This is a genomic window from Nonomuraea sp. NPDC049725, from assembly GCF_040674795.1.
GTDB lineage: Bacteria > Actinomycetota > Actinomycetes > Streptosporangiales > Streptosporangiaceae > Nonomuraea > Nonomuraea ceibae.
In genome coordinates this window covers 100,595-113,362 of the sequence record NZ_JBFANJ010000013.1, presented here as the reverse complement: position 1 = coordinate 113,362, position 12,768 = coordinate 100,595, and the positions used below count along the sequence as shown (strand labels likewise).

Here is a 12,768-nt window from a genome sequence, read left to right as displayed (position 1 = left end):
AGCGGCCCGCGAGGGTCAGAAGCCGCGGGGCAGGCCGAGCACCTGGGTCGCGAGGTAGTTGAGCAGGAGCTCCTCGGTCACAGGTGCCACCTTCCCGATCCGGGCGTCGGCCAGGAGCCTGGCCACGGGATACTCCAGCGAGTAGGCCATCCCGCCGTGCGTCTGGAACGCGGCGTCGGCCGCTTCCCAGGCGGCCTGCGACGCGGTCAGCTTGGCGATGTTGGCCTCGGTGCCGCACGGCAGCCGCCGGTCGAACGACCACGCCGCCTTGTAGATCATCAGGCGGGCCAGCTCGATCTTCGCCTTGACCTGGGCCAGCGGGAACGCGATGGCCTGGTTGGCGCCGATCGGCCGGCCGAACACCTCGCGCTGCTTCGCGTAGTCGACCGCGACGCGCAGCGCCACCTCGGCCCCGCCCAGCGCCGAGGCGGCCAGCAGGACGCGCTCGGGGTTGAGGATGTCCCACAGCACGGCCGCGCCCTCATCCGGCCGCCCCACGACCCGCGAGGCGGGCACCCGCACGCCGTCCAGGAACACCAGGTTGGACGGCGTGGTGTTGGCGCCCATCTTGGGGATCGGCCGGTAGGTCAGCGTCCCCGCCGCGACCGCCTCGGGCACGTTCACCAGGAACACCGTCAGCCCGGCGCTGCGCGGGCGCGCCTCGGCCGCCGGGATCGTCCGGGCGACCAGCAGCATCCAGGTGGCCCGCTGCACCCCGGTGATCCAGATCTTCTGCCCGTTGATCACGTAGTCGCCGCCGTCGCGGCGCGCCGACGTCGTGATCGCCAGCGCGTTGGACCCGGCGTCCGGCTCGGTCAGCGCGAAACACGTCTCGACCTCGCCCGTCGCCAGCGACGGCAGCAGCTCCGCCTGCTGCTCGGCGCTGCCGTGACGGCTCAGCGTCAGCGCCCCGAACCCGGGCGTGAGCACGTACGTGAACGCCGACCCGCCCGCCGCGCCCGAGGCTGCGATCGTCTCGGTCGCCACGGCCAGCTCCAGCAGCCCCTGCCCGCCGCCGCCGAACCGCTCCGGCACCGCCAGCCCCAGCCAGCCGCCCTTGGCCAGCTCGTCCCACACCTCCTGCGGCCAGCGCTTGTCGCTCTCGCAGCGCTGCCAGTAGTCCAGGTCGTAGCGGGAGCAGATGGCGGCCACGCCGCTCCGCACGGCCAGCGCGGATTCGGGGAGGGTGAAGTCCATCACATCATCGTAGAAGGAAGTTCTGCCGGCGGGCGAGGGCGCCGCGCGTGGAAGACGAACGCCGGGGGAGCGTTGCGCCACACCGTGCGCCCCGCCACCACCTCCTCGAACCGCTCCGACAGCAGCGACCGGAACCGGCGGGCCGAGCTCATCGGGATCGCGTGGATGTAGGAGAACGTGGTGAACGCCCCCGCCGGGCTCATCGCCGCCGTCACCGCGCCCAGCAGCGCGAGCTGCAGCTCCGTCGGGAAGGCCGCCCACGGCAGCCCGCTCACCACCACGTCCGCCTGCCGCAGGCCGCGCTGCGACAGCAGCCCGGTCAGCTCCGCCGCGTCGCCGTGCACCACGTCCACCGCCGGGAACCGCTCGGCCAGCAGCGCCGCCATCGGCTCGTTCAGCTCCACCGCCAGGTGGTGCCCCCGCCCGGCCAGCCGGCGCTGGATCTCCGCCGTGAACGGGCCGGTGCCCGGTCCCAGCTCGACGACGGTGGGCTCGCCGCGCTCGGGCACCGGCGCGCAGACCGCCGAAGCCAGCCGCTGGGAACTGGGCGCGAACGCGCCGATGGTCGCCGGGGCACGCAGGAACTGACCGAGGAACAGTGCGCTGTCGTTGGGCATGCACCGACGGTAAGTGCGAAGATCGTGTACGGGAGTCCGTCATCGGGCCGGGGATCCGGCCAGTAGGAGGAGAAGCCATCCTCCGCCGGGAGGACTGTCCACGAGTGCCACCTGGATACCTTTGACGCATGAGTTGGCGTTGGCGTGGCGCGCCCCTCGACCTGCTCCTCGCCGCCGCCGGAGTCAGCCTCGACCTGCTGATGTCCGGCCAGGCGCGGATCGGCGACCTGCCGCCCGCATACACGGTCGGACCCTTCGCGCTGCTGGTCGGCGCGCCCATGGGGTTCGTGCGGCGCTGTCCGCTGCCCACCGCGCTGTGGTTGTCGGTTGCGCTGATCTGCACCGACCGGCTGGACGCCTTCAGCTCCAACACCGCCCAGGTGCTGCTGCTCGTCGCCGTCGGCGTCACCGCCTACAGCGCCGGCTGGCGATCGGTGATCATGGCGATGGCCGCCAGCGGCGTCGCCACCGGGCTCAACCTCGCCGACCCCGGCATCGCCTTCACCAGCACCTCGCTGATGTACGCCGCGGGCATCACCGTCTTCCCCGTGATCGTCGGCGGCTACCTGCGCGGCTCGATAGGCGAGCTCGAACACCGCGACGTCACCCCCGACGTGCTCCTGGCCGCCGGCGGCGTCGCCCAGACCGTCCTCAGCACCTGGACGAGCTGGCACAGCGGCGGCCACCCCGCCTGGGTCATCGGCCTGTTCGCCGTCGGGGCCGGGCTCGCGCTCGGCGTCGCCAGACGGCTGCCCGGCCTCGTCTTCCTCCTCCAGGGCATCGTGCTCGTCGCCGCCGACAGCTACCTGCCCGAGGTCGTCAACAGCTGCCTGGTGCTCACGCTCATCGCCCTCGGCGTGTTCGCGATGCGCGTCGCCTCCTGGACCTGGACCGTCGTCGCCTACCTGGCCACCTGCCTGCTCGCCGCCATCGCCGTCGTCGGGCCCGGCACCGAGGTCACCGGCTTCCGCGCCGCCGTGCTCTGCGCCCTCGTCATCACCCCCGTCGCCATCGGCCGCTACCTGGGCATGAAACAGGCCGCCGCCGCCGCCGAACGGCTGCGCGTACGGGAGTCCACCCGGCTCACCGTGGCGCAGGTCCGCGCCGACCAGCTCGCCGAACGCGAGCGCATCGCCCGCGACGTGCACGACATCGTCGCCCACCACGTCGGCGCCATGGTGCTGCGGGCCAGCGCCGCCCGCTACACCGCCCCCGACGGGCCCGTCGCCGACGCCCTCACCGACATCCGCGAGACCGGGCACCAGGTGCTGGAGGACCTGCGCGGCCTCATCGACCTGCTGCGCGACCCCGACCGCCAGCCCGACCTGCTCGCCGACCCCGCCGACGTGGTCCGCGAGGCCGCCGAACGGATGTCCGCCGCCGGGCTCCTCGTCGACCTCGACCTCGACCCCGCCACCGACCACACCTCGCTGCTCGCCCGCACCTCCGCGGCCCGCATCGTCCAGGAAGGCCTCACCAACGTGCTCAAACACGCAGGACCCGGCACCGAGGTCCGCGTCCGCGTCCGCGCCGACGGCGACAGCCTCGCCGTCGAGATCCGCAACGGACGCCCGCCCACCGGCATCGAACGGCTGCCCTCCTCCGGACGCGGCCTGGCGGGCATGCGCGAGCGCGTCAAGACCCTCGGCGGCACCCTCACCGCCGGGCCCGACGAGGACGGCGGCTGGCTCCTGGCGGCCAGCCTGCCCGCCGCCAGGGGCAACGCGTGATCCGCGTCCTCATCGCCGACGACCAGGTGCTCGTCCGCGCCGGCGTGCGGATGCTGCTGCAGGCCAACAGCGACATGGAGGTGGTCGGCGAGGCCGACGACGGCGCCGAGGCCGTCCGCCTGGCCGAACGCCACCTGCCCGACGTCATCCTCATGGACCTGCGCATGCCCCGCGTCGACGGCCTGGAGGCCATCCGCCGCGTCCTGGCCGCCCGGCCGTCCACCCGCATCGTCGTCCTCACCACGTTCGCCGAGGACTCCAACGTGTACGCGGCCCTGCGCGCCGGCGCCGTCGGCTTCCTCGTCAAGGACGACGAGCCCGAACGCATGGTCGACGCCGTCCGCCGCGCCCACGCCGGCGAGCAGCTCCTGGCCCCCTCCGTGCTGCGCCGCGTCGTCGACCGCTTCCTCGACGCCGAGGAGCAGGCCGCCGCCCCCGCCCCGCGCGGCCTCACCGAACGCGAGATCGAGGTGCTCGCCCTCGTCGGCACCGGCCTGTCCAACGCCGAGATCGCCGAGGAGCTGCACGTCGGCGTCACCACCGTCAAGACCCACATCGCCGCCGCGATGGAGAAGCTCGGCCTGCGCAACCGCATCCAGGCCGCCGTCGTCGCGCACCGCGCCGGCCTCGTCGACGCCTCCTTCCGCACCGTCCGTCCGCCGCGTGGCGGACCGGCGGGTAGCCCGTCAGGCTGACGACCGGGGGAGGGGGCGGGCGCGATCCTTCTGCTCTCACCACCGATCGGAAGGATCGCCATGTCCGACTCCACCTACGACACGACCACGCGCGCGGGCGCCCGCCCAGGACCGGCCCCCGCGGGCGGCCGGGTGTCCCCGGGACTCCTGTACGCGCTCCGCGTGGCCGTCGTCGCCCAGGCGGCGTCGCTGCTGGTCGCCGCCTCCCTGGCGGGCCAGGCGGTCGCCTCGGACGGCGCCATGGCCGAGGCGCACGTGATGGCGGGGCTCGTCGTCCACCTCGTCGCGCTCGTCCAGATCGTCCTGGCGGTGCTCGTCTGGCGGCCCGGCCGGGGCGCCGGCTGGCCCGCCCTGGCCAGCGTCGCGCTGTTCGTCGTCGGGATGGGGCAGCACTTCACCTGGCTGTGGCTCGGCGCCCACCTGCCCAGCGGCGTGGTCCTGTTCGGCCTCGTCACCGCGATGCTGCTCTGGTCCTGGTCCCCCACCGCCTCCCGCCGCCGCTAGCCCCCTGGTTCCGGGATCGGGGTGTCTCCCGGCCGGCCCGCCAGGGTCCGGGCGTCTGCCCGCCGGCCCGTCAAGGTTTGGGGTGTCTCCCCTCCTCTCCGCTAGGGTTTGGGGTGTGTATGTGAAGATCTGCGGTCTCAGTGAGCCCGAGCACGTGGCCACCGCGGTCGAGGCCGGCGCCGACGCGATCGGCTTCGTGCTCACCCGCAGCCCGCGCCAGGTCACCCCGGAGCGGGCCGCCGAGCTGGCCGCTCTGGTGCCGGAGCACGTGCTGACCGTCGGCGTCTTCCGCGGCGAGGACCCCGCCACCGTGCGGGCCGCCGCCCTCACCGCCGGTGTCCGCGCCATCCAGCTGCACGGCCGCCACCCGCACGGCGACTTCACCGCGCTCAAGGACCTCGGCCTGACGCTCGTCCGCGCCGTCGACGCCAGCGCCGACCTGCGCTGCGGCGCCTTCGACGAGAGCATGCTCATCGTCGACGCGCCCCGGCCGGGCTCCGGCGAGCCCTGGGACTGGGCCGCCGTCCGCGACCGCCCCTCGGGCCACTGGCTCCTCGCGGGCGGCCTCGACCCGGCCAACGTCGCCGAGGCCGTCGCCGCCGCCCGCCCCTGGGGCGTGGACGTCTCCAGCGGCGTCGAGACCGCCCCGGGCGTGAAGGACTCCGCCCTCATCGAGGCATTCCTCGCGGCCTCCCGCGCCGCCGCCTGACCACCCCGAACAACCCCGAGCACCCCGAGTGCCCTCGGGGCCAAGGGGTCACGCCAGAGCCGTCCCGGAGCGCGTACGGGCGCCCGGGTTTCCTGCCGCCTGCCCCGGATCATCCGGGAGGGCCGGACGTTCGACGACCGAGTGACGGAGGGGCCGGACATGGGCCGAGAGGACGTGGAGCTGCGGCGGGCGCTGGAGTTCGTGCGGGGGTTCGCGCGGCGGCGGGCGCCGCGGGTCGTGGACGTGCCCGGCGGGTTCGCGGTGCTCGACGACCGCTACCCGGGCTCGTACGACGACAACAAGCTCGTCGTGTGGGCCGGTGACGACCCCGGCGCGGTGCTGGAGGCGGCGGAGCGGGTGCTCGGCGGGAGGGAGCACCGGCAGGTCAACGTGGACGACGACGCGCTCGGCGCGGCCTTCGCGCCCGCGTTCGCGGCGGCCGGGTACGAGCACGAGGAGACCCTCGTGATGGTCTTCCGCGGCGCCCCGCCGGCCGGGCCGCCCGAGGCCGAGCGCCTGGAGGTGGCCGAACTGCTGCCGGTGGTGCGGGAGAGCTGGCGCGCGACGCTGCCGGAGGCGTCCGAGGAGGTCGTCGACGGGCTGGCCCGGCGGATCGAGACCCGGCTGCGGGGCGCCGACCGGGTGGGGTTCCGGGGCGTACGGGCGGCGGACGGCGGCCTGGCCGCGTACGCCGACCTGTACGCGCACGAGGGCGTCGCGCAGATCGAGAGCCTGGTCACCCTGGCCCGGCACCGGGGCAACGGCCACGCCCGCGCCCTCATGCGCTCGCTGCTGGCCGAGACGGCGGGGGCTGACCTGGTCTTCCTGCTGGCCGACGCCGCCGACTGGCCCAAGGACTTCTACGCCCGCCTCGGCTTCGAGACGGCCGGACGCACGCACTCCTTCCTGAAGACCCCGTAGCGGCGCCCCTGAGCCCCGCAACGCCCCTCCGATCGTCCACCCTCCGACCGTCCACCCTCCGGCTGGGAAATCGGAGGGTGCGTCCGCCCCCACCTGTCGCCCCTGAGCCGCCGAGCGGGCCGTCCGCCGGGGGTGACCCGAGGTGGGGATCGGGGGATGCGGCCGCCCCACCCTCTGTCGGCCCTGAGCCGCCGTCCGGCCGTCTGCCGGGGTGACCCTGAGGTGGGGAATCGGGGGATCGGGGGCCGCTGGGCAGGAAGTTTGACGCAGTAGGGTCTGGGGCGTGAGTGAAACTTCCGCCGAGGACCGAATCTGGACGGTTCCGAACCTGCTGAGCTTCCTGCGCCTCCTCGGCGTGCCCGTGTTCCTCTGGCTGGTTCTGGGCCCGAAGGCGGACGGGTGGGCCATCGCGATCCTGGCGGTGGCCGGCTTCACCGACTGGCTCGACGGCAAGATCGCCCGGGCGTTCAACCAGACCAGCAAGCTGGGCCGGATCATCGACCCGGCGGCCGACAAGCTCTACGTGTTCGCGACGATCCTGGCGCTGCTCGTGCGGGAGGTCATCCCGTGGTGGCTGGCGGCCGTGATCCTGGCGCGGGAACTCTTCGTCGCGTGTTTCATCCCCGTACTTCGCAAACATGGCTATAAGGCACTTCAAGTGCATTTTCTGGGCAAGGCAGCCATGTTCAACCTCATGTACGCCTTCCCTCTGCTCTTCCTTGCCTCCCATGACGGGTGGTATGCCGATATAACGCGCATTGTCGGGTGGGCGTTCGCGCTCTGGGGAACGGGCCTGTACTGGTGGGCAGGCGTGTTGTATGTGATACAGGTGCGCCGGCTCGTAACCGCGACCACGAAGGAGTGATCGGGTGAAGGCGGTCGTCATGGCGGGCGGTGAGGGCACCCGGTTGCGTCCGATGACGGCCAACCAGCCCAAACCCCTGCTTCCCGTGGTCAACCGCCCGATCATGGAGCACGTCCTGCGGCTGCTCAAGCGGCACGGCGTCACCGAGACCGTGGTGACGGTCCAGTTCCTGGCGGCGCTCGTGCGCAACTACTTCGGCGACGGCGACGAGCTCGGGATGAGCCTGCAGTACGCCACCGAGGACGTGCCGCTCGGCACGGCGGGCAGCGTGAAGAACGCCGCTGCCCGGTTACATGACGATCGTTTCCTGGTCATCTCCGGCGACGCCCTGACGGATATCGACTTATCCGACATGGTCCGCTTTCATCGCGAAAATTCGGCACTTGTCACCATCGGCTTGAAGCGCGTCCCGAACCCCCTCGAGTTCGGCATCATCATCGTCGACGAGTCCGGCCGGGTGCAGCGCTTCCTGGAGAAGCCCACCTGGGGCCAGGTCTTCTCCGACACCGTCAACACCGGCGTCTACGTCATGGAGCCCGAGGTCCTGGCGCACGTGGCCGCGGGCGAGCCCGTCGACTGGTCGGGCGACGTCTTCCCCCGCCTCCTGGAGCGCGGCGCCCCCATCTACGGCTACGTGGCGGCCGGCTACTGGGAGGACGTCGGCACCCACGAGAGCTACCTCAAGGCCCACGCCGACGCCCTGACCGGCAAGGTCAGGCTGGACATCGGCGGCTTCGAGGTCTCGCCCGGCGTCTGGGTGGCCGCCTCCGCCTCCGTCGAGCCCGACGCCGTGCTCAAGGGCCCGCTGTTCATCGGCGAGTACGCCAAGGTCGAGGCGGGCGCCGAGCTGCGCGAGTACACGGTCCTGGGCAACAACGCGGTGGTGCGCGAGGGCGCGTTCCTGCACCGGGCGATCGTGCACGACAACGTCTACCTCGGCCCCGGCACCCACCTGCGCGGCTGCGTGATCGGCAAGAGCACCGACGTGATGAGCGGCGCCCGGATCGAGGAGAACGCGGTCGTCGGCGACGAGTGCGTCATCGAGCCCGAGGCGTACGTCTCCAGCGGGGTGCGGGTCTACCCGTTCAAGACCATCGAGGCGGGCGCGGTCGTCAACACGAGCGTCATCTGGGAGTCGCGCGGCCAGCGCAGCCTGTTCGGGCCGCGCGGCGTCAGCGGGCTGGTCAACGTGGAGATCACCCCCGAGCTGTGCGTGCGGCTGGCCAGCGCGTACGCGACCACGCTCAGCAAGGGCGCGAACGTCGTCACCTCGCGCGACTCCTCGCTGGCCGCGCGGGCGCTGAAGCGGGCGGTGATCGGCGCGCTGACCGCCAGCGCCATCAACGTGCTGGACCTGGAGGCCGCCCCGCTGCCCGTGGCCCGCTTCCACGCCACCCGGGGCACGGCGGCGGGCGGCATCGCGATCCGCACGACGGCCGGCGACCCGCAGAGCGTCGACATCGTCATCATGGACGACCGGGGCGCCGACCTGCCCCCGGCCGCGCAGCGCAAACTGGAGCGGGTCTTCTCCCGGCAGGAGTTCCGCCGCGCCTTCCCCGGCGAGATCGCCGAGCTCACCTACCCGGCCAGGGCCGTCGAGGACTACGCGCACGAGCTGCTGCGCCGGGTGGACATGACGGGCGTACGGGACATGAAGGTGGTCGTCGACTGCGCGGGCGGCACCTCGTCGCTGGTGCTGCCCCGGCTGCTGGGCCGGGCCGGGATCGAGGTGCTGACGGTCAACGCCGTCCTGGACGACCTGTCGCCCACGGAGACGATCGCCGAGCGCCGCCGTGACCTGCAACGCCTCTCCGAGCTCGTCAGCTCCTCCAGGGCGGCCTTCGGGGTCCGCTTCGACCCCGTGGGGGAGCGCATCGCGCTGGTGGACGAGATGGGCCAGCTCATCGGCGAGGAACGGGCCCTGCTCGTGGTGCTCGACCTGGTGGCCGCCGAGCGGCGCGGCGGGCGGGTGGCGCTGCCCGTCACCACCACCCGCGTCGCCGAGCAGGTGTGCCGCTTCCACGGCGTCGAGGTGGAGTGGACCTCGACCGCCGTGGACGCCCTCACCTCGGCCGCCGCCGGGCCCGGCATGATCTTCGCGGCCGACGGCCGGGGCGGCTTCGTGGTGCCGGAGTTCAGCCCGGCGCTCGACGGCCTGGCCGTGTTCATGCGCCTGCTCGGCCTGGTCGCGCGCACCCGGCTCTCGCTCAGCCAGATCGACGCCCGCATCCCCGAGGTCAACCTGCTCAGGCGGGCGATCCCGACGCAGTGGGCGGTCAAGGGCGCGGTCATGCGCTCGGTCATCGAGGCCGCCGAGGCCGCCCGCGACGGCCACCGCGTCGACACCACCGACGGCGTGCGGGTGGCGGGGGAGGACGGGAGCTGGGTGCTCATCCTGCCCGCGGCCACCGAGCCGGTCACCCACCTGTGGGCCGAGGCGGCCGACGTCGACACCGCGCAACTCCTCCTGGAGCGCTGGGCGCGCGTGGTGGAGCGGGCGAGCACCTGATCCCGGTGATTTGTCGGGATGGCGGGCAAGATCGTAATGTTGGAAAGGCGCGGCGGCATGGACCTTCGGGCGGGGGCGGCGGTAACTTTGTCAGCGTCCAGCCTGTCGTCCAGCGCCCCGCCTTGACCTTTGCCGCTGATCAGCGTAAGTTGCGGCATTCGCAAAATCTTGAGAGCGAAGCGAGGCGCGCCCCGAGCACCGTTGCCGCGTCTTCGCGGTAGGAGGCCGAGCCGATCGATGCCGAGCGTCTACTGCACGCAGTGCGGGCACGCCAACCCCGAGGATGCCCGTTTCTGTTCCCGTTGTGGGTCACCGTTGACCAGACCCGAGGTCTCAGGGGATACCACATCGACGATCTCCGTCGCGGGAATAGAGGCGTACGAGGCAGAGACCGGTGACATGCTGCTGGCCGAGCGGGCGCTGGTCGAGCAGCTTCCGCCCGGCACGGCGCTGCTGACCGTGACCAGGGGGCCCAACCAGGGCAGCCGTTTCAAACTCGACAAGGACCTCACCACCACCGGCCGCCATCCGGAGAGTGACATCTTCCTCGACGACATCACGGTCTCGCGCCGCCACGTCGAGTTCTACCGCCATCGCGGCGGCCAGTTCTCGGTGCGCGACGTGGGCAGCCTCAACGGCACCTACGTCAACCGCGAGCGCATCGAGGAGGTTCCGCTCCATTCAGGCGACGAGGTGCAGATCGGCAAGTTCCGGCTCCTGTTCCTGATGCGGACACCCGCCGGCACATGAGTTCGCAGGCGGCACGCTCGCACATGAGCATCGGGGAGGTGCTCGCCCTGCTGCAGGGCGAGTTCCCCGACGTCACCGTCTCCAAGATCCGGTTCCTGGAGGGCGAGGGGCTCATCGAGCCCGAGCGCACCCCGTCCGGCTTCCGCAAGTTCACCCACCTGCACGTCGAGCAGCTGCGCTACATCCTCACCGAGCAGCGCGACCACTATCTGCCGCTGCGGGTGATCAAGGACAAGATGGCGGAGGGCTTCGGCCGCCCGCGCGCCCTCCAGGACAAGCAGGAGGTCCGGCTCAGCCGCGCCGAGCTGCTGGAGGCCGCCGGGATCGACGAGGAGACGCTCACCGAGCTGGAGGACTACGGCCTGCTCGCGGCCAAGGCCAGGCGCTACGACGAGGACGCGCTGAAGGTGGCCCGCAGCGTCGGCGCGCTGGCCAGGTTCGGCCTGCACGCCCGCCATCTGCGGGCGGTCCGGGCGGCGGCCGAGCGCGAGGCGGGGCTGGTGGAGCAGACGGTGGCGCCGATCCTGAAACGCCGGGCGCCCGGCGCGATCGGGGAGGCCGACGAGACGGCCAGGGAGCTGTCGGCTCTGCTGCTCGACCTGCACGCGGCGCTGCTGCGCACGGGTGTGCGGAGCGTTCTGGGGCGATGAGCGGCCCGCGGGACATTCAGGGCTCCCCGGGTGTTACGTTGAATTGCAGAAGCGGACCAGCGATGACCTGTGCCGGGCCACCGGCCAGTCGAATATGGAGCAGCCCGTGTTGCAGATGGAGGTCGTGGGCGTTCGCGTAGAAATGCCTACAAATCAACCGATCGTCTTGCTCAAGGAGGCACACGGGGAGCGGTTCCTGCCGATCTGGATCGGCATGACCGAAGCGACGGCCATCGCCCTGGCCCAGGCGGAGGAGCCTCCCCCGCGGCCGCTCACCCATGACCTGTTCCGGGACGTGCTGAGCGCGCTCGGCGTGGGCCTGCGCGCGGTCAACATCGTCGCGCTGCGTGACGGCATCTTCTTCGCCGACCTCGTGTTCTCCAACGGGGTGGAGGTGAGCGCCCGGCCGTCCGACTCGATCGCGCTCGCCCTGCGCACCGGGGCCCGCATCTTCGCCAGCGAGGAGGTGGTCCAGGAGGCCGGCGTGATCATCCCGGACGACCAGGAGGACGAGGTGGAGAAGTTCAGGGAGTTCCTTGACACGATCTCTCCCGAGGACTTCGGCAGGGCGGGGTAGGTATTTCAGTGCATTTACGCTTCACGACGCGCCGAGCCGGATCGTTGACTGAGCATGGTCACGGTCCTACGGTGCAAGTGAAACCCGCGGTCGCCTTTTACGAACCCCCAGATCAGGCCGCGGGATGAGAGAAAGCCGGAGGTCCGCGTGGCGGTCAGCAGCGGCGAGGGAAAGACGGCCGGCCAGGAAGATCCGGTGCGGCGCGAGAGCGCGCGGCAGCGTGCCGGGGAGCAGGGTCTGCTCTTCGACGAGCAGCCCGCCAAGCTTCCCGACGACATCGGATACCGCGGGCCGACGGCCTGCGCGGCGGCCGGCATCACCTACAGGCAGCTTGACTACTGGGCGCGCACCGGACTGGTGGAGCCCACGATAAGAGCCGCCCAGGGCTCGGGATCGCAGCGGCTCTACAGCTTCCGCGACATCCTGGTCCTCAAGGTCGTCAAGCGGTTGCTCGACACGGGAGTCTCCCTCCAGCAGATACGCACCGCCGTGCAGCATCTGCGTGACCGCGGGGTCGCCGACCTCGCGCAGATCACGCTGATGAGCGACGGGGTCAGCGTCTACGAGTGCACCTCGGCCGACGAGGTGATCGACCTGCTCCAGGGCGGTCAGGGCGTGTTCGGCATCGCGCTCGGCCGGGTCTGGCGCGAGGTCGAGGGCTCCCTCGCGGAGCTGCCGGGGGAACGCGCGGCGGTCGCGGACACCGTCCCGGCCGAACATCCCGCTGACGAGCTGGCCCGGCGGCGCCGCGCACGGCGCACAGGGTGACCACGACGCACAGGTGACCGCGACCTACGGGTGAGCACGGGGCGACGGGGAACACCGGGTGACGGGAATCACCAGGTGACGGGGAGCGACTCTCCCGGCGTGCGCATCAGGCCGCCTGCGGTGGGGTTGCCGGACAAGGCGTAGTAATCTGGGACATGCTGTCGACCCCGTGCGGGAGAGACCCCGGCTGGCCCGGGGCGCCGAAGGAGCAACCCTCCCCGGAATCTCTCAGGCATCCCGTACCGCTCGGGTGAGGCAACTCTGGAAAGCAGGTGC

13 protein-coding genes and 1 riboswitch are annotated in these 12,768 nt (G+C 72.1%); of the genes, 11 read left to right on the top strand and 2 right to left on the bottom strand.

The window, feature by feature from the left end; genetic code table 11:
- Nucleotides 1-15 precede the first annotated feature (15 nt).
- The gene (locus AB0J53_RS30885) at nt 16-1,197 is read right to left on the bottom strand and encodes an acyl-CoA dehydrogenase family protein (RefSeq protein WP_219510473.1); all 1,182 of its coding nucleotides are present in this window, start codon (nt 1,195-1,197) and stop codon (nt 16-18) included.
- On the bottom strand, nt 1,197-1,814 hold the full coding sequence (locus tag AB0J53_RS30880; RefSeq protein ID WP_219510472.1) for a methyltransferase domain-containing protein: 618 nt from the start codon (nt 1,812-1,814) through the stop codon (nt 1,197-1,199). The genes AB0J53_RS30885 and AB0J53_RS30880 overlap by 1 nt, the downstream gene beginning before the upstream one ends.
- Before the next feature lie 128 nt (nt 1,815-1,942).
- Between AB0J53_RS30880 and AB0J53_RS30875 the strand changes: the two genes are divergently transcribed.
- The 11 genes from AB0J53_RS30875 to AB0J53_RS30825 all read left to right on the top strand — a co-directional run bounded on the left by AB0J53_RS30875 (nt 1,943) and on the right by AB0J53_RS30825 (nt 12,492).
- The gene (locus AB0J53_RS30875; protein WP_246646164.1) at nt 1,943-3,544 is read left to right on the top strand and encodes a histidine kinase; all 1,602 of its coding nucleotides are present in this window, start codon (nt 1,943-1,945) and stop codon (nt 3,542-3,544) included.
- On the top strand, nt 3,541-4,239 hold the full coding sequence (locus tag AB0J53_RS30870; RefSeq protein WP_219510471.1) for a response regulator transcription factor: 699 nt from the start codon (nt 3,541-3,543) through the stop codon (nt 4,237-4,239). Before AB0J53_RS30875 ends, AB0J53_RS30870 begins: the two co-directional genes overlap by 4 nt.
- 60 nt (nt 4,240-4,299) lie before the next feature.
- Nucleotides 4,300-4,743 carry a hypothetical protein gene (locus tag AB0J53_RS30865; protein ID WP_364178986.1) on the top strand — a complete coding sequence of 148 codons (444 nt, stop codon included), beginning with the start codon at nt 4,300-4,302 and terminating at the stop codon, nt 4,741-4,743.
- A gap of 115 nt (nt 4,744-4,858) precedes the next feature.
- A complete protein-coding gene (locus AB0J53_RS30860; protein ID WP_219510470.1) occupies nt 4,859-5,452 on the top strand; it encodes a phosphoribosylanthranilate isomerase in 594 nt (197 codons plus the stop codon).
- A 159-nt stretch (nt 5,453-5,611) separates the two neighbouring features.
- Nucleotides 5,612-6,373, top strand: coding sequence for a GNAT family N-acetyltransferase (locus AB0J53_RS30855; protein ID WP_364178984.1), 762 nt, complete (start codon nt 5,612-5,614; stop codon nt 6,371-6,373).
- A gap of 283 nt (nt 6,374-6,656) precedes the next feature.
- Nucleotides 6,657-7,238 carry a CDP-alcohol phosphatidyltransferase family protein gene (locus tag AB0J53_RS30850; RefSeq protein ID WP_219510468.1) on the top strand — a complete coding sequence of 194 codons (582 nt, stop codon included), beginning with the start codon at nt 6,657-6,659 and terminating at the stop codon, nt 7,236-7,238.
- 4 nt (nt 7,239-7,242) lie between these two features.
- Nucleotides 7,243-9,747: a mannose-1-phosphate guanyltransferase gene (locus tag AB0J53_RS30845; RefSeq protein ID WP_364178982.1), complete on the top strand. Its 2,505-nt coding sequence runs from the start codon at nt 7,243-7,245 to the stop codon at nt 9,745-9,747.
- Nucleotides 9,748-9,984: 237 nt separating this feature from the next.
- Nucleotides 9,985-10,497, top strand: coding sequence for an FHA domain-containing protein (locus AB0J53_RS30840; RefSeq protein WP_219510466.1), 513 nt, complete (start codon nt 9,985-9,987; stop codon nt 10,495-10,497).
- A 23-nt stretch (nt 10,498-10,520) separates the two neighbouring features.
- Nucleotides 10,521-11,147, top strand: coding sequence for a MerR family transcriptional regulator (locus AB0J53_RS30835; protein ID WP_364178979.1), 627 nt, complete (start codon nt 10,521-10,523; stop codon nt 11,145-11,147).
- Nucleotides 11,148-11,253: 106 nt separating this feature from the next.
- On the top strand, nt 11,254-11,724 hold the full coding sequence (locus AB0J53_RS30830; protein WP_082310546.1) for a bifunctional nuclease family protein: 471 nt from the start codon (nt 11,254-11,256) through the stop codon (nt 11,722-11,724).
- A gap of 147 nt (nt 11,725-11,871) precedes the next feature.
- Nucleotides 11,872-12,492: a MerR family transcriptional regulator gene (locus AB0J53_RS30825; protein ID WP_364178977.1), complete on the top strand. Its 621-nt coding sequence runs from the start codon at nt 11,872-11,874 to the stop codon at nt 12,490-12,492.
- A 162-nt stretch (nt 12,493-12,654) separates the two neighbouring features.
- Nucleotides 12,655-12,747: riboswitch (glycine riboswitch) on the top strand.
- Nucleotides 12,748-12,768 lie beyond the last annotated feature (21 nt).

Coding starts and splice junctions, on each gene's coding strand:
- AB0J53_RS30880 (WP_219510472.1), bottom strand. CDS start 1,814: ATGCCCAACGACAGCGCACTGTTCCTCGGTCAGTTCCTGCGTGCCCCG.
- AB0J53_RS30875 (WP_246646164.1), top strand. CDS start 1,943: ATGAGTTGGCGTTGGCGTGGCGCGCCCCTCGACCTGCTCCTCGCCGCC.
- AB0J53_RS30855 (WP_364178984.1), top strand. CDS start 5,612: ATGGGCCGAGAGGACGTGGAGCTGCGGCGGGCGCTGGAGTTCGTGCGG.
- AB0J53_RS30865 (WP_364178986.1), top strand. CDS start 4,300: ATGTCCGACTCCACCTACGACACGACCACGCGCGCGGGCGCCCGCCCA.
- AB0J53_RS30835 (WP_364178979.1), top strand. CDS start 10,521: ATGAGCATCGGGGAGGTGCTCGCCCTGCTGCAGGGCGAGTTCCCCGAC.
- AB0J53_RS30885 (WP_219510473.1), bottom strand. CDS start 1,197: ATGGACTTCACCCTCCCCGAATCCGCGCTGGCCGTGCGGAGCGGCGTG.
- AB0J53_RS30840 (WP_219510466.1), top strand. CDS start 9,985: ATGCCGAGCGTCTACTGCACGCAGTGCGGGCACGCCAACCCCGAGGAT.